The following is a 17,203-nucleotide window of genomic DNA, read 5'->3' as shown; positions in this document are numbered from 1 at the left end:
GGCCTGACAGGCGTTTAGCGTGACAGCCGTCGGGACAATTGGTGCAGCAGCGGAAACAGCAACGCCCACAGCAGCGCGATGCCGATCAGGGTCGCAAGCTCTCCGAACGGAAACTGCACGCCGGCCAGTCGTCCGCCGGCGCCATAGGACAGCGCGCCACCTGCCGCGCCTAGCAGGCTGGCCAGCCACCACGGCCGTGCGCTCCATTGCAGGCAATGACGCAATGTCGTGGCAAACAACGCCCACAGCAACATCAGCCACAGTGGAATCAGCGGCGACAGATCCTTGAAATCGAAAACCCCGAGGCCGCGCAACACGCTGTCCACCGCCGTGCCGATAATCACCACGCTGAGGATCAATCGGCCTTCCTGCGCCCAACTGCTGATCCAGCGCAGATGAATCACCAGCACCGCCAGCGCCAGCAGCAACCACAAACTGTTGCCGCCGAGTACGCAGGCCAGCCAGCCGATCTGGAACAGGACCGCGTTGGCCAACCGCTCAAGCATCGAACCGGCCCAGCAAAGGCGCAGTCATCGCTGCCGGTTTGGCCAGCAACAGTTGTGCGGTGCCGATGGTGCGTTCGAGGAATCCGCCCTCGCAATAACACAGGTAGAACTCCCACAGCCTGAGGAAGTAATCGTCATAGCCCAGTTCGGTCAGGCGACCCTGAGCATGCCGAAAGTTCTCGTGCCACAAACGCAGGGTGCGGGCGTAGTGCAGGCCGAAATCTTCCATGTGCAACAGGTTCATGTCGGTGTCGCGGCTGACGATCTCGAGCATTTTCTGCACGCAGGGCAGGGCGCCGCCGGGGAAAATGTAGCGCTGGATGAAGTCCACGCCACGACGCGCCTGCTCGTAGCGCTGTTCGCGGATGGTGATTGCTTGCAGCAGCATCAGGCCGTTGCTTTTGAGCAGGTGTGCGCATTGCTTGAAGTAGGTCGGCAGGAAACGGTGGCCGACCGCCTCGATCATTTCGATCGACACCAGTTTGTCGTACTGGCCGGTGAGGTCGCGGTAGTCCTTGAGCAGCAGCGTCACCTGGTCCTGCAAACCGAGGCGTTCGATGCGCGCGGCGGTAAAGGCGAACTGCTCCTTCGACAGCGTGGTGGTGGTGACTTTGCAGCCGTAATGCTGCGCTGCGTAAAGCGCCATGCTGCCCCAGCCGGTGCCGATTTCCAGCAGGTGGTCGCCGGGCTTGAGCGCGAGTTTCTGGCAGATCCGTTCCAGTTTGTTCAGTTGCGCCTGCTCCAGGCTGTCATCGGGGCTTAGAAACTGCGCGGCCGAATACATCATGGTCGGGTCGAGAAACTGTTCAAACAGGTCATTGCCAAGGTCGTAATGCGCGGCGATGTTTTTCTGTGAGCCCTTGCGCGTATTGCGGTTGAGCCAGTGCAGCCCGCGCACCAATGGCCGACCGAGCCTGGCCAGGCCACCTTCCATTCCGTCGAGCACTTCAAGGTTGCTGACGAAGACCCGCACCACCGCCGTCAGATCCGGCGAACGCCAGTAGCCATGAATGAAAGCCTCACCGGCACCGATCGAACCATTGCCGGCGACCAGCCCCCAGGCGGCCGGATCCATGACCTGAATTTCCCCCACCAAAGCACTGCCCGGCGTACCGAAGACGTGGCGTTCGCCGTCCTCGATGACGATCAGTTGGCCCTGTTTGAGCTGCTCCAGCTGGCGCAGTACTCCCCGGCGCAGCAGCGAACCGCTCAGGCCGTGGGGGCTGAGCAGGCTGGGCTTTGCCGAGACGCTAGTGGATTTCATGATGGCGTTCCTCGGGCGGTACGGTGGCGGTTCGAAAACGGTCGTCGGCGCGCTGGTGGGCAAACACCGGGGTGCGCTTGAGCAACAGGCGCAGCGCCTGCCAATAGATTGCCAGCGCGGTCTTGGCGGTCATCCAGGGAAAGCGCCGCAGGTGCCGGTGAAGGTGGCGCCGATCAAGGGGTTCGCGTCGCAGGTCGAGGGTGGCGTCGAACAGTTTTTGCTCGCCTTGCCAGTCGGCCATGTGCACGCCGAGGATCTGCGCGGCAGGGCTGAAACTCATGCGGTATTCCAGATCCGGCGGCAGGAATGGCGACACATGAAACGCCTTGGCCACGGCAAAATGCTGGTGAAAGTCCTGCAGGTTGGTCGGCGCTCGGGCCGGCAACACGTAGTGAAAACGCTCGCGCCACGGGGTGTTGCTGACTTCGCAGAGAATCGCCGCCAGTTGGCCGTCGGCCTCATGGCAATAGAAAAAACTCACCGGGTTGAACGCCAGGCCCCAGCTGCGCGGCTGGGTCAGCAGGCAGATCGAACCTTGCGGCGCATGGCCCAGGGCTTCGCCCACCAACTGGCGCACCGCATCGCTCAGGCGCACACCGCGGCCGGTGAAGGTTTTCAGGTAGTCGGTTTCGCGAAATGAAAATGGCGCAAAGCGACTGGCGCCTGCCAGCCGGGACAGGCCCAGCACCGCCTCCTGTTCAGCCAGATCGAGGTACAGCATGCCGATCCGGTAACGGAATTCATGACGGCGCGGGGCAAATCGCCGGTGGGCGATCCAGCCACTGTAGAGCGCGCTGTTCACAGGCTTTCCCCGAAGGACGCGGCCACGCGCAAAGCGCTGACCACGCCGTCCTCATGGAAGCCGTTGGCCCAATAGGCGCCGCAATAATGCGTGTGCTGCTCGCCGTCGAGTTCGGCCCAGCGCTGCTGCGCCGCCACCGCCGCAAGGCTGAATTGCGGGTGGGCGTAGGTGAAGCGCGCGAGCACTTTGGACGGGCTGATGCCGGCGCTCTGGTTGAGGCTGACGCAGAACGTGGTGTCGCTCTGGATGCCTTGCAGAATGTTCATGTCGTAGGTCACGGCGGCCTGAGTATGTCCGGCGCCGCCGAGGCGATAATTCCAGCTGGCCCAGGCCCGTTTGCGTGCGGGCAGCAGGCGGGTGTCGGTGTGCAGCACCACTTCGTTGTCGGCGTAGGGCAGGGCGCCGAGGATTTCCCGTTCGGCATGACCGGGATTGCCCAGCAATCGAAGGGCCTGATCGCTGTGACAGGCCAGCACCACTTTGTCGAAACGTTCGATGCCGGCGGGGCTGTGGATAACCACGCCGTGCGCGTTGCGATCGATCCGGCCCACCGGGCAGTTCAGGCGGATGCGCTCCTTGAACGACTCCGTCAGCGGCGCGATGTAGGCGCTGGAGCCGCCCTTGATCACCTGCCACTGCGGCCGATTGCTGATCGACAGCAACCCGTGATTCTCGAAAAAACGCACGAAGAACTGCAACGGAAAATTGAGCATCTCGGCCATCGGCATCGACCAGATCGCCGCGCCCATCGGCACGATGTAATGCAGGATGAAACGCTCGCCGTAACCGCCGGCCTTCAAGTAATCGTCGAGGGTGGTGTCGGCGGCGATTCGCTGTTCGGCAAGGTCGCGCCGGGCCTCTTTATTGAACCGCAGGATGTCGCGCAACATGCCCCAGAATCCGGGCGACAACAGATTGCTGCGCTGGGCGAACAGGCTGTTGAGGTTATTGCCGTTGTATTCCAGGCCGGTGTCCGGATCGTTGACCGAAAAACTCATCTCGGTGGGCTTGAAGGCCACGCCCAACTGGCCGAGCAAACGAATGAAGTTCGGATACGTCCAGTTGTTGAACACGATGAACCCGGTGTCCACCGCGTACTCGCGCCCGTCCACGGTCACCGGCACGGTGTGCGTGTGGCCACCGATCCGGGCGTCGGCTTCGAACACGGTGATGTCATGTCGGCGAGCGAGCAGATGCGCGCAGGTCAAACCCGCGATGCCGCCGCCGACGATGGCGATTTTCATGTCGCGTCTCTGAGCGGCGGGTTGCTGCGCACCATGCGTTTGCCGATTGCCAGTTGCACCCGTGCCGGCATGATTGACAAGGGCCAGAGCGCCGCCATGAACAGCGCCGGGAAGGCGATTTCCAGCGGTCGCTCCTTGAGCCTGGTGAAAATGTGCCGCGCGGCTTTATCTGCCGGCCAGCTCAATGGCATCGGGAAATCGTTTTTCTCGGTCAGTGGCGTCTCGACAAAGCCTGGGCTGATCACGGTAACTTCGATGCCTTCGTCGGCCAGATCGATGCGCAGGGATTCGAACAGGTAGCGCAAGCCGGCTTTTGACGCACCATAAGCTTCGGCTCGTGGCAGCGGCACGTAGGTGACGGAGCTGGCCATTCCCACCAGATGCGGCGCAGTCCCTTTGCGTAGCAAGGGTAGAGCGGCTTCGATGCAATAGCTGCTGGCGAGCAGGTTGGTGCGCACCACATGCTCGACGATTGTGGCGTCGAACTGCCGTGCATCGACGTACTCACAGGTGCCAGCGTTGAGGATCACCGTATCCAGCGACCCCCAGTCCGCTGCGATTTGTTCGCCGATTTCACGCACGGTCTGGCTGTTGGTCAGATCGCCGGCCACCACCAGCACTTGTCCCGGATAACGTTGCGACAGGACCTTGAGCGGTGCGACCTGGCGGGAACTGACCGCCAGATGTGCACCGGTCTTGAGGATCTCTTCTGCCAATGCTGCACCAATGCCACTGCTGGCACCGGTCAGCCAATAACGCCGTGGAGCTGTACGACTCATCCCAATCTCCTTTTCAGCCAGGCGATCACCCGGCCCAATACGGGTAAATGTTCATAAAGTAGCGCCCCGGCATCGAAGTAGTCCCGGTGGCGGTAAACCTTGTCGCGCCAGAGCAGGTGCGAGCAGCCGGCGACGCGGATCATTTGTCCACCGCTCAGACGCGGGTGGCGGTAGCTCATGACCCAACGCAAATAGCCTTCGCCGTCGCCGATCTGGTCGAAGCCGTGGAAATCGAAGCGCAGTTCGTTGACGTTGGCGTACAACTCACTGAAGTAAGCGCGCAGGTTCGTCAGCCCCTGCACCTCGTGCAGTGGATCGGTGAAATGAATGTCGTCGCTGTACAGTTCGTCCAGATTGCGCAGGTTGTCTTTATTCACCTGTGCAAACCGCTGGGCGAAACCGCGCAGAAATTCACTCATCGCTCATTCCTTGAGACGAACGCGACGGCAGGTTCTTGAACGCTGCCAGCGCCCGTTCCCGTGATGCACTCAGATTGACGATCGGCGCCGGATAGTCCGCCACGCCGAACAGCCCGCCGGCACTGACCGGGTTGTGGACTTCTTTCTTGTTCAGTCCGGCCAGTTCCGGCAGCCAGTGCTTGATGAACAGCCCTTCGCTGTCGAATTTTTCCGACTGGCTGACCGGGTTGAAGATCCGGAAGTACGGCGCCGAATCGGTGCCGGTCGAGGAACTCCACTGCCAGCCGCCGTTGTTCGCGGCCAGGTCGCCGTCGATCAGGTGGCGCATGAAGAAACGCTCGCCTTCGCGCCAGTCGATCAACAGGTTTTTGGTCAGAAACATCGCCACCACCATCCGCAGACGGTTGTGCATCCAGCCGGTTTCCAGCAGTTGGCGCATGGCCGCGTCGATGATCGGCAAGCCGGTACGGGCTTCCTGCCAGGCGGCCAGGTCCTCGGGGGCGTCACGCCAGGCCAGGGCTTCGGTTTCCGGGCGGAATGCGCGATGCCGTGAAACCCGTGGATAACCGACCAGGATGTGTTTGTAGAACTCGCGCCACAGCAGTTCGTTGATCCAGGTGACGGCTCCGACCTTGCCGCTTTCGAATTCGCCCTGATTGCTTTGCAAGGCGGCGTGCAGGCATTGGCGCGGCGAGATCACGCCGGCGGCCAGATAGGCCGAGAGCTGGCTGGTGCCGGGTTTGGCCGGGAAGTCGCGTTCGCTCTTGTAGTAGTCGATCTGTGCATCGGCGAACGTATCGAGGCGGCGCCGGGCCTCGGTTTCACCGGCGGGCCACAGGGCGCGCAGGGATTCGTCGGGTGTCGGAAAACCTTCGATGGCGGCTGGAACGGGATCGCTGGCGATGTTCAGCGCTTGCTGTTTGCCCGGCGCCTGTTTCAGCGACGGCATCGAGCGGTGCAGGCGTTCGTAGCAGACCTTGCGGAACTGGCTGAACACCTGAAAGTAAGTGTCGGTTTTGGTCAGCACACTACCGGGCTTGAACAGCAATTGGTCGAGGTAGCTGTGGAAGGTTATGCCGTCGGCTTGCAGCGCCTCGGCAACTGCCTCGTCGCGACGGCTTTCGTTGATGCCGTATTCCTCGTTGACGTGCACGACCTCGATCTTCAGTTGCCGGCACAGTTCGAGCAGCACGGCGGGTGCCTGATCCCAGTGAGGCGCGGTGCGGATCAAGAGCGGGATGTTCAGGGCACCAAGGCTTTTGCTCAATTCGCGCAGGTTGCGCAACCAGAAATCGATCTTGCACGGCGCGTCGTCATGTTCCTGCCATTGCAGCGGGCTCAACAGGTACACAGCCACGGTCGGGCCACGCTCGGCGGCGGCCGCGAGGGCAGTGTTGTCATGTTGGCGCAGGTCGCTGCGCAGCCAGATCAATTGCATGTCGGTCTCGGTCTGAATCATTAAATCAACCCACGCTGAACGAGTACCCGATGCGCCGAAAGAGGATCTTCGGCCAGGAGCAGATCAGCGATCTCGGAAGTTCTTGCGGACAACTCGGCGTGGTGAATGCACACCGTGGGTCCGGCAATCAGTTTTGGGCAGCTGACGCTGTTCAAAAGTTTCGACAGCTGCGACAGGTTCATGGCTTTGCTGGAATACAGCAGTACGCCGCGAGCTTGCAGGGTATCGGTTGCCAGCGCCAGCTCTCCGGCCGGCAGCGGCCAGTCGAACACCTGCACCGGGCAATCGGCGCTGCTGATCAGCCAGGCGCAGAGCCACAGGTGCGGCTCCAGCGGCAAATCCGACTGATTGACCAGCAACAGCGGCGCTGTGCGCAGCTGACGATTGTTATGGTAGATGCGCGCGCCGAATTTGCTGCGTAACCAACCATGAAAAAACACCCGCTCCATCTGCGCGCCGAACTGGCCTTGCCAGCGCTGTTCGAGATCGCTCAGCAGCGGCAGCAGCAATTGCTCGCAGAGTGTGCGCGGCGGGTACAGCGCCATCGCCTGGTTGATGCTGTCGTCGAGGCTGCGCTCGTTCAGGTGAGTGACCGCCAGCAGGGCGGCCTGGCGCAGCGGATGCCATTCGTCTTCCACCGGCTCGTTGAGCGCCTGCGCCGTGTCGAGCAGCGGTTTGACCTGGCTCACCGCAACGCCGCGGTTGAGCCAGGTGAGGATGTTCTGGATGCGTTGCACATGCTCGGCGCTGTAAAGACGATGGCCCTTGGGCGTGCGCTGCGGAACGATCAGCCCGTAGCGGCGTTCCCAGGCGCGCAGGGTGACGGCATTCACGCCGGTCTGGCGCGCGACTTCGCGGATCGGCAGCCAGCCTTCGTCGAGGGCTTTCTTGAAGTCGGCGCCGAGGTCTTCACGGGCGCTGGTGTCGGGTGAGTCGTTCATCAAATGGCGTTTCGCAGGCTGAGGTTTTCCGGATGCGGTTGCAGGTATACCTGCTGCGCAATGTAGGGATCCGGGTGGAGGCGAAAGTGATGCTTGAGCAGCGTCAGCGGTACCACCAGCGGCACGATGCCGTGCCGGTACTGGCCGATGATGTGCTGCACTTCCTGTTTGTCTTCGGGGGTGATGACCTGTTTCAGGTAACCACTGATGTGCTGCAGGACATTGCTGTGGGTGCGGCGGGTGGCGCATTTTTTCAGCGCCGCCATCAGTTCACTGAAATAGCGCGGGCCGAGTTCTTCGGGATCAAGCCGGCCCATGTTGCCCAGCAGATTGCCCAGCGCCTTGTATTGCACCGGGTTGTGGGCCATCAGCAGGTATTTGTAGCGCGAGTGGAAGTCGGTGAGGGCGCGGCGGCTCAGGCCTTTGCGCAGAACTTGCTGCCAGTCGCTGTAGGCGAACACTCGGGTGATGAAGTTTTCCCGCAGCACCGGATCGTTCAGGCGTCCGGCTTCTTCCACCGGCAATTCGGGGTGCGCTGCACAGAACGCCTGGGCGTAGATCCCGCGACCGTTGCCCAGTGGCGCGCCGTTGGGGTGGTAGACCTTGACCCGCTCCAGTCCGCAGGACGGCGATTGCTGCATGAAGATGTAGCCGCAGATGTCGTGCAGTTCGGTGGCCATTTTCTGGCCGTATTCTGCCAGCGGTGTGGTGACATTGATCTCCCGGTCGACGGTGCCGAGGGCTTCGGGCTGTTCCGGGTCACCGACCAGGCGGATTGGCTCGCGAGGAATGCCCAGGCCGATCGCGACTTCCGGGCACACCGGGACGAATTCGAAATGTTCGCTGAGGGTGCGGGTGCACAGCCGCGACTCCTTGTGCCCACCGTTGTAACGCACTTCGGCGCCCATCAGGCAGGCGCTGATGGCGATTTTCGGAGGGGACGTCGATGAGTCGGACATGCAGCAACCTCGAATCTGAAACTGTACAGAGGAATAGATCTGTACAACATTCTTTCAGCATAGATTCAAAGGTGTACAAGTCAAATTGTTTGTACAAGTTTTTTGAGGTTTTCAGCGCCAGCCCATTTTCCAGCGTAAATCATCCTGCAGGGCATGCCAGTCGCATTGCTCGGTACGCCGGGTCAGCACCGCCTGCAATTCGATCGTCAGCACCGTGCCGTCCTCGTTGCGGAACAGTTCGGTCACCAGAAAATGTTTTTCACGATTTTGCGGCTGGGCTGCTGTCCATTTCGACAGCAGCAATTTGCGCGGGTTGATGCGGTTCACTGCAGATGCTCATGCAATCGGCGAGCAGCCTCCTGACCACTGAGCCACGCCCCTTCGACCCGACCCGACAGGCACCAGTCGCCACAGGCATACAGGCCCAGATCGGCGTCGGCCAGGGTGCCCCATTCATGGCTGCTGGCCGGGCGGGCATAGAGCCAGCGGTGGGCGAGGCTGAAGGTCGGGGCCGGCATGGCGCTGTGCAGCAATTCCGCGAAGGCGCCGTGCAATTGTTCGATCACCGCTTCCTTGGGCAGGTCGATGTGCTGCCGGCTCCAGGCACTGGTGGCATGCAGGACCCAAGTGTCGCAAGTGGTGTCACGTCCCGGTTTGCTGCGGTTGCGGGCCAGCCAGTCGAGGGCGCTGTCCTGGACGAAGCAGCCTTCGATCGGCGTATCCAGCGGGGTGTCGAAGGCGAGGGCGACGGCCCAGGTCGGGTCCATTTTCACCCCGGCGGCGGCACCGGCAAGTTTCGGCGCGGCGGCCAGCAACGCGGTGGCCTGGGGCGCTGGCGTGGCGATCACGACATGGCTGAAGGGCCCGTGGGTGAAGCCTTCGGCGTCCTGCAGGTGCCAGTGTTCTTCACCGCGATAGACCTCGGTGATGCGGCAGGCGAAGTGCACTTCCAGGCCGTCGAGCAGGCCTCGGGTGATGGCGCTCATGCGTGGCGTGCCGACCCAGCGGGTCTGTTCGTCCGGCGACAGGTTCAATTGCCCGCCATGATAGGTGTAGAGCTGTGGTGCCCATTCGGCGACCCAGCCTTTGCTTTGCCAGCGCTGGACTTCGGTCACGAAGCGTCGGTCACGGGCGGTGAAATATTGCGCGCCCATGTCCAGCGAGCCGGCATCGCTGCGCTTGCTCGACATGCGCCCGCCGCTGCCGCGGCTTTTATCGAACAACTGAACGGTATGCCCGGCATCCGTCAGGGCCTGGGCGGCGGAGAGTCCGGCGATGCCGGTGCCAATGATTGCGATAGGTACAGTCATAGGGGCCTCGTTTACCTTTCTGTACAGACTACGCCGTGGATGAAACCTGTACAATTTTGTTTTTTGGTATAACTTCCAGCGTTCTCGTTCTGACAGCTTGGCCTATGGTTAAACAATAGAGCCTGCCCGATAGAAAAGATCCCTGTTTATAAAAATAGACTAGTGATCGGGGTAAAACGCCACGCGAGGTAGAAGTCATGCACATATTGCTGACCGGCGGTACTGGATTGATCGGACGTCAGCTTTGCCGGCACTGGTCCGGGCAGGGGCATCGCCTGACGGTGTGGAGTCGTCGTCCGGAAAAGGTCGCGAAAATCTGTGGCGCCCAGGTGCGTGGAATCGCGCGTCTGGAGGACCTTGGCGACGAGCCGGTCGACGTGATCGTCAACCTCGCCGGCGCGCCGATTGCCGACCGGCCGTGGACCCATCGGCGCAAGGCGCTGTTGTGGAGCAGCCGGATCACGCTGACCGAATCGTTGCTGGCGTGGCTGGAAAAACGCGGGCAGAAACCGTCGCTGCTGATCTCGGGTTCGGCCGTGGGTTGGTACGGTGACGGCGGCGAGCGCGAGTTGACCGAAGACTCGCCGCCGGTGATCGACGATTTCGCCAGCCAGTTGTGCATCGCCTGGGAGGAAACCGCGCAACGCGCCGAAGCGATGGATATTCGTGTGGTGCTGGTGCGCACCGGGCTGGTGCTGTCGGCCGAGGGCGGCTTTTTGTCACGCCTGCTGCTGCCGTTCAAGCTCGGGCTGGGCGGGCCTTTGGGCAATGGTCGGCAGTGGATGCCGTGGATTCATATCGATGACCAAATCGCCCTGATTGATTTTCTTCTGCACCGCAATCAGGCGAGCGGTCCTTATAATGCGTGCGCGCCGAAACCTGTGCGCAATCGCGAATTCGCCAAGACGCTGGGCAGCGTGCTGCACCGCCCGGCGTTCATGCCGATGCCGGCCCTCGCGTTGAAGGTCGGGCTCGGCGAGATGTCATTGCTGTTGCTGGGTGGCCAACGGGCCACGCCGAAACGCTTGCTGGAAGCGGGATTCACTTTCCGGTTCACGGATTTACGCGCGGCCCTGGACGATCTCTCCAGCCGCCTCTGAAATAGGACGTTGCATGACCGATCACGCCTTGCTTCTGGTCAACCTGGGTTCGCCGGCCTCCACTTCGGTGGCCGACGTGCGCAGCTACCTCAATCAATTCCTGATGGACCCGTACGTGATCGACCTGCCGTGGCCGGTACGGCGTCTGCTGGTGTCGCTGATCCTGATCAAGCGTCCGGAGCAGTCGGCCCATGCCTACGCCTCGATCTGGTGGGACGAAGGTTCGCCGCTGGTGGTGCTCAGTCGTCGTCTGCAACAGCAGATGAAGGCGCAGTGGACTCACGGCCCGGTGGAGCTGGCCATGCGTTACGGCGAGCCGTCGATCGAGACCAGCCTGTTGAAGCTGGTCGCGGCGGGGCACAAACGCATCACCCTCGCGCCGCTTTATCCACAGTTCGCCGACAGCACCACCACCACGGTGATTGAAGAAGCCAAACGGGTGCTGCGCGAGAAGAAGCTCGATGTGCAGCTGTCGGTGTTGCAGCCGTTCTACGATCAGCCGGAATACCTCGACGCACTGGTGGCGAGCGCCAAACCGCATTTGCAGCAGGATTACGATCACCTGTTGCTGAGCTTCCACGGTTTGCCGGAGCGGCACCTGAAAAAACTCAATCCGGGGCACAGTTTTGAGGGCGGCGGCGATTGCTGCGCCGGTGCGCCGCCGGAAGTCGTTGCGACCTGTTATCGCGGCCAGTGCCTGCGCACGGCGGCCGAGTTTGCCAAGCGCATGGGCATCCCGGACGGCAAATGGTCGGTGTCGTTTCAGTCAAGACTGGGCCGGGCGAAGTGGATCGAACCCTACACCGAAGCGCGGCTGGATGAACTGGCCAAAAGCGGCGTGAAAAAGATTCTGGTGATGTGCCCGGCGTTTGTCGCCGATTGCATCGAGACCCTGGAGGAGATCGGCGATCGCGGCAAGGAACAGTTCCGCGAGGCGGGGGGAGAGGAGCTGGTGCTGGTGCCGTGCCTGAATGACGACCCGCAATGGGCGAAGGCGTTGGCAACGTTGTGTGAGCGGGCGCCACTGGCCCTTTGATGATCGTCGATGATTGATCGTTCCCACGCTCCGCGTGGGAGTGCAGCCCGTGACGCTCCGCGTCACTGGACGCGGAGCGTCCCCAGAGGCATTCCCACGCAGAGCGTGGGAACGATCAGTGTGGGGTGATCCGCGTGGGAACGATCTTGAAGCCAAGGCTTAGATCAGCGGCTCATCCGCCTTCTTGTGTTTCCAGCTGTCATTGCCCGGCAGGATCAGGTTCAGCGCAATCGCCACCACCGCGCACAGCGCGATGCCTTTGAGGCCGAAGTCGTCGGGACCTGTGCCGGTACCGACCAGCACGCCACCGATACCGAACACCAGGGTCACCGAAACGATCACCAGATTGCGCGCCTCGCCCAGGTCGATCTTGTGACGGATCAGGGTGTTCATCCCCACCGCCGCGATCGAACCGAACAACAGGCACAGAATCCCGCCCATCACCGGCACCGGAATGCTTTGCAGCAGGGCGCCGAACTTGCCGATGAACGCCAGGGTGATGGCGAAGATCGCCGCCCAGGTCATGATTTTCGGGTTGTAGTTCTTGGTCAGCATCACCGCGCCAGTCACTTCCGCGTAGGTCGTGTTGGGCGGACCGCCGAACAGGCCGGCTGCGGTGGTGGCGATACCGTCACCGAGCAGGGTGCGATGCAGGCCCGGCTTCTTCAAGTAGTCGCGACCGGTCACGCTGCCGACTGCAATCACGCCGCCGATGTGCTCGATGGCCGGGGCCAGCGCCACCGGGACGATGAACAGGATCGCCTGCCAGTTGAACTCCGGCGCGGTGAAATGAGGAAGTGCAAACCATGGGGCCGCCGCAATCTTCGCGGTGTCGACGACACCGAAATAGAAGGACATGGCGAAACCCACCAGCACGCCGGAAATGATCGGCACCAGACGGAAAATGCCTTTTCCGAACACCGCCACGATCAACGTGGTCAGCAGCGCCGGCATCGAGATCATCATCGCGGTCTGGTAATGGATCAGCTCCGAACCGTCGCCGGCCTTGCCCATCGCCATGTTCGCGGCAATCGGCGCCATGGCCAGGCCGATGGAGATGATCACCGGACCAATCACCACCGGTGGCAGCAGACGGTCGATGAAGCCGGTGCCTTTGATCTTCACGGCCAGGCCGAGGAAGGTGTAGACGAAACCGGCCGCCATCACGCCGCCCATGGTCGCCGCCAGGCCGAACTGGCCCTTGGCGAGAATGATCGGGGTGATGAAGGCGAAGCTCGATGCCAGGAACACCGGCACCTGACGCCCGGTGACGATCTGGAACAGAATCGTGCCCAGACCCGCGGTGAACAGTGCCACGTTCGGGTCCAGGCCCGTGATCAGTGGCATCAGCACCAGGGCGCCGAAAGCCACGAACAGCATCTGTGCGCCGGACAGCACCGTGCGCCAGAGCGGATCGTTGAACTCTTGCTGCATGCTTACGCGTCCTTCTGCTTGGTGCCGAAGATCTTGTCACCGGCATCGCCAAGCCCAGGAATGATGTAACCGTGCTCGTTGAGTTTCTGATCGATGGACGCGGTGTAGATGATCACGTCCGGGTGTGCTTTCTCGACAGCGGCAATGCCTTCCGGCGCGGCAACCAGCACCATCGCGCGGATGTCCTTGCAACCGGCCTTCTTCAGCAGGTCGATGGTCGCAACCATGGAGCTGCCGGTGGCGAGCATCGGGTCGATGATCATCGCCAGGCGTTCGTCGATTTCCGGAACCAGTTTTTCCAGATAGGTGTGGGCCTGCAGGGTTTCTTCGTTACGGGCAACGCCGACGGCGCTGACTTTCGCGCCCGGGATCAGGCTCAGCACGCCTTCGAGCATGCCGATGCCGGCACGCAGGATAGGCACGACGGTAATCTTCTTGCCGGCGATTTTCTCGACCGACACGGTGCCGCACCAACCTTCGATGTCGTAGGTTTCCAGCGGCAAGTCTTTTGTAGCTTCATAGGTCAACAGGGCACCGACTTCCTGAGCGAGCTCACGGAAATTCTTGGTGCTGATGTCTGCACGGCGCATAAGGCCAAGTTTGTGACGGATCAGCGGATGGCGGATCTCTTGGATGGACATGGGGAAAGGCTCCGGCGGCGGGCAAAAAAACCGGCCTAGATTAATCTATCCGAGGGTGATGTCCTATAGGACATACAGTACGTTAGTCCACAAATGCTTGATTCGGCCGTGCGGGATGCGTACCTTTGCCCGCTTTTCCGAAACAGACCCCCCTTGGAGAGCGCCATGTCCGCTGATCTCGAGCATATCCGTCAAATCATGCGAGAGGCTGACTGCCTGTACACCGAAGCTGAAGTCGAGGCTGCCATTGCCCGCGTCGGTGCACAAATCAACGAACAACTGGCCGACAGCAACCCGGTGGTGTTCTGCGTGATGAACGGCGGCCTGATCTTCTCCGGCAAACTGCTGACTCATCTGCAGTTCCCGCTGGAAGCGTCCTACCTGCACGCCACCCGTTATCGCAACGAAACCAGCGGCGGCGACCTGTTCTGGAAAGCCAAGCCTGAAGTCTCGTTCATCGACCGCGACGTGCTGATCATCGACGACATCCTCGACGAAGGTCACACCCTGGGCGCGATCATCGACTTCTGCCGTCACGCCGGCGCACGTAAAGTGCACACCGCCGTGCTGATCGACAAGGATCACGACCGCAAGGCCCGTCCTGACCTGAAAGCCGACTTCGTCGGTCTGCCGTGCATCGACCGTTACATCTTCGGTTACGGCATGGACTACAAAGGCTACTGGCGCAACGCCAACGGGATCTTCGCCGTCAAAGGCATGTAAGACCCCCTGAAAGATCGCAGCCCCAGGCTGCGATCTTTTGCTTTTAAAGACTGCTAAAGTGCTCGGCCCTGCCCCCGGAGCCTGTCATGAGCCTCTTGATCCGCAGCTGCGCCGCCCTGTTGCTGACCCTCAGCCTGCCCCTGGCCGCCGCCCCGATGCACAGTCAATTCCTGCCGCCGGACGACCTGACCCTGCGTGATGCCGAACCCGAGCAGCAGCAACTGCTGCAGGTCACCGACTATTCTGTCGTCGTGGGGGCCCAGCGCCAGTCCAATCAGCAGCCGATCCCGGTGACCTCGCCATTGATGATCCGCCTCAAGGGCAAATCCCTGAACAAGGGCGCGACGATCAATCAGGTGCTGGTCAACTTCGATGGCGAAAGCAAAAGCCTGAAAAAACCGGTGTATGACGACAAGAGCAAGACGCTGACGCTCTTTTATCCGCTGGCCCAGTACCGTGTGGTGATCGATCTGTTGCGCAACGAAACGGTGTACGTGCAGTTTCTGACCTACGCCAATGGCCATATCTGGGCCGATTTGCACACCGGCAGCACGCGCTCGCGTTGAGCCTTGTGCCCGGGCGGGGGTAAACTGCCCGCCCCGTGAAATGTCTGCGAGCTGGAGTCGGCAATGCGTAAAGATAAGAAGCAAGTGATTGGTGACGAGATCGGCGATGAGCAGATCAAGCTGTTCCTCGATTTTGAGCCGGTCGATGCCACCTCGCCGTCGCTGCACAAACTGGTCAAGGCTTACCGTGGCCTGCGCATCGACGATTTCGAGCGTTTCCTGACGTTCTTCGTGGCAGCCGGTTATGACGTGGACGGCAAGGACGAGCACGGCAAGACCTTCGTCGACCAGATCCGCGATCAGCGCAACGCCCCGGAATACATCGAGCTGATCGAGAAAGCACGCGGCTGATCGCCCGAAGTTTTCCACAGGCATAAAAAAACGCCCCGCACTCACCGAGTGCGGGGCGTTTTTCATGGAGCCGAATCAGGCGTAGCTTTCGGTCTCGTTGCTGGCTTCAACCAGTTCCAGCGCGACGTTGTTCTGCGTGTTGATCTTGCGATACAGCGCAGCGTCGGTTTCCAGGACCTTTTCACGGGCCGGGAAGATTTCCGCCAGTTTGGCAGCCCACTCACCCTTGGCCTTGGCCGGGAAGCACTTCTCGATCAGTTCCAGCATGATTGAAACGGTCACCGAAGCACCTGGCGAAGCGCCGAGCAGGGCGGCGAGGGAGCCGTCCTTCGCAGCGACCAGTTCGGTACCGAACTGCAGGATGCCACCTTTTTTCGGGTCTTTCTTGATGATCTGCACCCGTTGGCCGGCCACTTCCAGGCGCCAGTCTTCGGCTTTCGCCTCGGGGTAGAAACGGCGCAGGGATTCCAGGCGCTGTTCCATCGACTGCATCACTTCGCTGACCAGGTACTTGGTCAGGTCCATGTTGTTTTTCGCCACGGCCAGCATCGGCCCGATGTTGCCGGCGCGAACCGACATCGGCAGGTCCATGAAGGAGCCGTGCTTGAGGAACTTGGTGGTGAAACCGGCGTATGGCCCGAACAGCAGGGATTTCTTGCCGTCGACCACGCGGGTGTCCAGGTGCGGCACGGACATCGGTGGCGAACCAACGGCAGCCTGGCTGTAAACCTTGGCCTGGTGATGCTTGACCACTTCCGGGTTGTCGCAACGCAGCCACTGGCCGCTGATCGGGAAGCCGCCGAAGCCTTTGCTTTCTTCGATGCCCGAAGCTTGCAGCAGCGGCAGGGCCGCGCCACCGGCGCCGAGGAATACGAACTTGGCGTCGACTTCACGGCTGCTGCCGCTGTTGACGTCCTTGATGCTCACGGTCCAGCCGTTGGCGTTACGCTTGAGGCCGGTCACGCGCTTGCAGTACTTGACCTGGGCATCGGGTGCGCTGGTCAGGTGCTTGAGCAGCTGATTGGTCAGGGCGCCGAAGTTGACGTCGGTGCCGTTGATCACGCGGGTGGCGGCGAGCACCTGGTCTTTTGGACGACCCGGCATCATCAGCGGCATCCACTCGGCCATCTTCGCCTTGTCTTCGGTATATTCCATGTCGGCGAAAGCGTGGTGCTTGTGCAGCACGTTGAAGCGTTCCTTGAGGAATGAAACGCCTTTTTCGCCTTCGACGTAGCTCAGGTGTGGAACCGGGCTGATGAAGGATTTGCACGAGCCGAACGTGCCTTTCTTGGTCAGGTACGACCAGAACTGCTTCGACACCTCGAACTGGGTGTTGATGTGCACGGCTTTCTTGATGTCGACGGTGCCGTCGGCAGCCTGCGGCGTGTAGTTCAGCTCGCACAGGCCGGCGTGGCCGGTACCGGCGTTGTTCCATGGGTTGGAACTCTCCGCGGCACCGGAATCCATCAGCTCGACGACTTCCAGCTTGATCGCCGGGTCGAGCTCTTTGAGCAGTACTGCGAGGGTGGCACTCATGATGCCGGCCCCAACCAGAACTACGTCGACTGCTTCGTTATGCGCCATTTAACGCGTCTCCAAAATCTGCAGCACCAAATTGTCGGCATGGCTGCCAGGCGTCCAGGGCAGGTCAGTTGAGCCCCGGGTATCC

19 protein-coding genes are annotated in these 17,203 nt (G+C 61.5%); 5 read left to right on the top strand and 14 right to left on the bottom strand.

Annotation, left to right across the window (positions count from 1 at the left end):
- Positions 1-14 precede the first annotated feature (14 nt).
- The 11 genes from AC1RT4_RS28195 to AC1RT4_RS28145 form a co-directional block, all read right to left on the bottom strand.
- On the bottom strand, positions 15-506 hold the full coding sequence (locus AC1RT4_RS28195) for a DUF2878 domain-containing protein (protein WP_493089390.1): 492 nt from the start codon (positions 504-506) through the stop codon (positions 15-17).
- On the bottom strand, positions 499-1,770 hold the full coding sequence (locus AC1RT4_RS28190; protein ID WP_493089388.1) for a class I SAM-dependent methyltransferase: 1,272 nt from the start codon (positions 1,768-1,770) through the stop codon (positions 499-501). Before AC1RT4_RS28190 ends, AC1RT4_RS28195 begins: the two co-directional genes overlap by 8 nt.
- On the bottom strand, positions 1,757-2,572 hold the full coding sequence (locus AC1RT4_RS28185) for a DUF1365 domain-containing protein (RefSeq protein WP_493089386.1): 816 nt from the start codon (positions 2,570-2,572) through the stop codon (positions 1,757-1,759). The genes AC1RT4_RS28190 and AC1RT4_RS28185 overlap by 14 nt, the downstream gene beginning before the upstream one ends.
- The gene (locus AC1RT4_RS28180) at positions 2,569-3,816 is read right to left on the bottom strand and encodes an NAD(P)/FAD-dependent oxidoreductase (RefSeq protein WP_493089384.1); all 1,248 of its coding nucleotides are present in this window, start codon (positions 3,814-3,816) and stop codon (positions 2,569-2,571) included. The genes AC1RT4_RS28185 and AC1RT4_RS28180 overlap by 4 nt, the downstream gene beginning before the upstream one ends.
- On the bottom strand, positions 3,813-4,595 hold the full coding sequence (locus AC1RT4_RS28175) for an SDR family NAD(P)-dependent oxidoreductase (protein WP_493089382.1): 783 nt from the start codon (positions 4,593-4,595) through the stop codon (positions 3,813-3,815). The genes AC1RT4_RS28180 and AC1RT4_RS28175 overlap by 4 nt, the downstream gene beginning before the upstream one ends.
- Complete coding sequence (locus AC1RT4_RS28170) at positions 4,592-5,014, bottom strand: nuclear transport factor 2 family protein (protein ID WP_493089380.1); 423 nt, start codon at positions 5,012-5,014, stop codon at positions 4,592-4,594. The genes AC1RT4_RS28175 and AC1RT4_RS28170 overlap by 4 nt, the downstream gene beginning before the upstream one ends.
- Positions 5,007-6,452, bottom strand: coding sequence for a deoxyribodipyrimidine photo-lyase (gene phrB, locus AC1RT4_RS28165; protein ID WP_493089378.1), 1,446 nt, complete (start codon positions 6,450-6,452; stop codon positions 5,007-5,009). Before phrB ends, AC1RT4_RS28170 begins: the two co-directional genes overlap by 8 nt.
- 20 nt (positions 6,453-6,472) lie before the next feature.
- Positions 6,473-7,414, bottom strand: a complete 942-nt coding sequence (locus AC1RT4_RS28160; RefSeq protein WP_493089376.1) for a MerR family transcriptional regulator — start codon at positions 7,412-7,414, stop codon at positions 6,473-6,475.
- Complete coding sequence (locus tag AC1RT4_RS28155) at positions 7,414-8,373, bottom strand: YbgA family protein (RefSeq protein ID WP_493089374.1); 960 nt, start codon at positions 8,371-8,373, stop codon at positions 7,414-7,416. Before AC1RT4_RS28155 ends, AC1RT4_RS28160 begins: the two co-directional genes overlap by 1 nt.
- A 111-nt stretch (positions 8,374-8,484) precedes the next feature.
- Positions 8,485-8,700: a TIGR02450 family Trp-rich protein gene (locus AC1RT4_RS28150; protein ID WP_493089372.1), complete on the bottom strand. Its 216-nt coding sequence runs from the start codon at positions 8,698-8,700 to the stop codon at positions 8,485-8,487.
- Entirely contained in the window at positions 8,697-9,683 is a 987-nt protein-coding gene (locus tag AC1RT4_RS28145) for an NAD(P)/FAD-dependent oxidoreductase (RefSeq protein WP_493089370.1), read from the bottom strand. Before AC1RT4_RS28145 ends, AC1RT4_RS28150 begins: the two co-directional genes overlap by 4 nt.
- Before the next feature lie 197 nt (positions 9,684-9,880).
- On the opposite strand from AC1RT4_RS28145, the gene AC1RT4_RS28140 reads away from it, so the two are divergent.
- Together AC1RT4_RS28140 and hemH are read left to right on the top strand one after the other, a co-directional pair.
- The gene (locus AC1RT4_RS28140) at positions 9,881-10,783 is read left to right on the top strand and encodes a TIGR01777 family oxidoreductase (RefSeq protein WP_493089368.1); all 903 of its coding nucleotides are present in this window, start codon (positions 9,881-9,883) and stop codon (positions 10,781-10,783) included.
- 13 nt (positions 10,784-10,796) lie between these two features.
- Positions 10,797-11,819: a ferrochelatase gene (hemH, locus tag AC1RT4_RS28135; protein ID WP_493089366.1), complete on the top strand. Its 1,023-nt coding sequence runs from the start codon at positions 10,797-10,799 to the stop codon at positions 11,817-11,819.
- 159 nt (positions 11,820-11,978) lie between these two features.
- Here the strand turns inward: hemH and AC1RT4_RS28130 are convergent, their stop codons facing one another.
- Together AC1RT4_RS28130 and upp are read right to left on the bottom strand one after the other, a co-directional pair.
- Complete coding sequence (locus AC1RT4_RS28130) at positions 11,979-13,253, bottom strand: uracil-xanthine permease family protein (protein WP_007951684.1); 1,275 nt, start codon at positions 13,251-13,253, stop codon at positions 11,979-11,981.
- A 2-nt stretch (positions 13,254-13,255) separates the two neighbouring features.
- Positions 13,256-13,894: a uracil phosphoribosyltransferase gene (upp, locus tag AC1RT4_RS28125; protein WP_007951682.1), complete on the bottom strand. Its 639-nt coding sequence runs from the start codon at positions 13,892-13,894 to the stop codon at positions 13,256-13,258.
- A 165-nt stretch (positions 13,895-14,059) separates the two neighbouring features.
- On the opposite strand from upp, the gene AC1RT4_RS28120 reads away from it, so the two are divergent.
- The 3 genes from AC1RT4_RS28120 to AC1RT4_RS28110 all read left to right on the top strand — a co-directional run bounded on the left by AC1RT4_RS28120 (position 14,060) and on the right by AC1RT4_RS28110 (position 15,534).
- Positions 14,060-14,617, top strand: coding sequence for a hypoxanthine-guanine phosphoribosyltransferase (locus tag AC1RT4_RS28120; protein ID WP_007951681.1), 558 nt, complete (start codon positions 14,060-14,062; stop codon positions 14,615-14,617).
- Between the two features lie 86 nt (positions 14,618-14,703).
- The gene (locus AC1RT4_RS28115) at positions 14,704-15,183 is read left to right on the top strand and encodes a hypothetical protein (RefSeq protein ID WP_493089363.1); all 480 of its coding nucleotides are present in this window, start codon (positions 14,704-14,706) and stop codon (positions 15,181-15,183) included.
- Between the two features lie 63 nt (positions 15,184-15,246).
- A complete protein-coding gene (locus AC1RT4_RS28110; protein WP_007951679.1) occupies positions 15,247-15,534 on the top strand; it encodes a PA4642 family protein in 288 nt (95 codons plus the stop codon).
- Positions 15,535-15,609: 75 nt separating this feature from the next.
- Here AC1RT4_RS28110 and mqo read toward each other — a convergent pair whose 3' ends face one another.
- Positions 15,610-17,118, bottom strand: a complete 1,509-nt coding sequence (gene mqo, locus AC1RT4_RS28105; protein WP_115079176.1) for a malate dehydrogenase (quinone) — start codon at positions 17,116-17,118, stop codon at positions 15,610-15,612.
- Between the last annotated feature and the right edge of the window lie 85 nt (positions 17,119-17,203).

This window comes from Pseudomonas sp. GW821-FHT11D10 (assembly GCF_058808435.1).
Note: the sequence above shows the minus strand (reverse complement) of the source record. Positions and strands in the feature narration are given on the sequence as shown.

Coding starts and splice junctions, on each gene's coding strand:
- AC1RT4_RS28195 (WP_493089390.1), bottom strand. CDS start 506: ATGCTTGAGCGGTTGGCCAACGCGGTCCTGTTCCAGATCGGCTGGCTG.
- AC1RT4_RS28190 (WP_493089388.1), bottom strand. CDS start 1,770: ATGAAATCCACTAGCGTCTCGGCAAAGCCCAGCCTGCTCAGCCCCCAC.
- AC1RT4_RS28180 (WP_493089384.1), bottom strand. CDS start 3,816: ATGAAAATCGCCATCGTCGGCGGCGGCATCGCGGGTTTGACCTGCGCG.
- AC1RT4_RS28175 (WP_493089382.1), bottom strand. CDS start 4,595: ATGAGTCGTACAGCTCCACGGCGTTATTGGCTGACCGGTGCCAGCAGT.
- AC1RT4_RS28170 (WP_493089380.1), bottom strand. CDS start 5,014: ATGAGTGAATTTCTGCGCGGTTTCGCCCAGCGGTTTGCACAGGTGAAT.
- phrB (WP_493089378.1), bottom strand. CDS start 6,452: ATGCAATTGATCTGGCTGCGCAGCGACCTGCGCCAACATGACAACACT.
- AC1RT4_RS28160 (WP_493089376.1), bottom strand. CDS start 7,414: ATGAACGACTCACCCGACACCAGCGCCCGTGAAGACCTCGGCGCCGAC.
- AC1RT4_RS28155 (WP_493089374.1), bottom strand. CDS start 8,373: ATGTCCGACTCATCGACGTCCCCTCCGAAAATCGCCATCAGCGCCTGC.
- AC1RT4_RS28145 (WP_493089370.1), bottom strand. CDS start 9,683: ATGACTGTACCTATCGCAATCATTGGCACCGGCATCGCCGGACTCTCC.
- AC1RT4_RS28140 (WP_493089368.1), top strand. CDS start 9,881: ATGCACATATTGCTGACCGGCGGTACTGGATTGATCGGACGTCAGCTT.
- hemH (WP_493089366.1), top strand. CDS start 10,797: ATGACCGATCACGCCTTGCTTCTGGTCAACCTGGGTTCGCCGGCCTCC.
- AC1RT4_RS28130 (WP_007951684.1), bottom strand. CDS start 13,253: ATGCAGCAAGAGTTCAACGATCCGCTCTGGCGCACGGTGCTGTCCGGC.
- upp (WP_007951682.1), bottom strand. CDS start 13,894: ATGTCCATCCAAGAGATCCGCCATCCGCTGATCCGTCACAAACTTGGC.
- AC1RT4_RS28120 (WP_007951681.1), top strand. CDS start 14,060: ATGTCCGCTGATCTCGAGCATATCCGTCAAATCATGCGAGAGGCTGAC.
- AC1RT4_RS28115 (WP_493089363.1), top strand. CDS start 14,704: ATGAGCCTCTTGATCCGCAGCTGCGCCGCCCTGTTGCTGACCCTCAGC.
- AC1RT4_RS28110 (WP_007951679.1), top strand. CDS start 15,247: ATGCGTAAAGATAAGAAGCAAGTGATTGGTGACGAGATCGGCGATGAG.
- mqo (WP_115079176.1), bottom strand. CDS start 17,118: ATGGCGCATAACGAAGCAGTCGACGTAGTTCTGGTTGGGGCCGGCATC.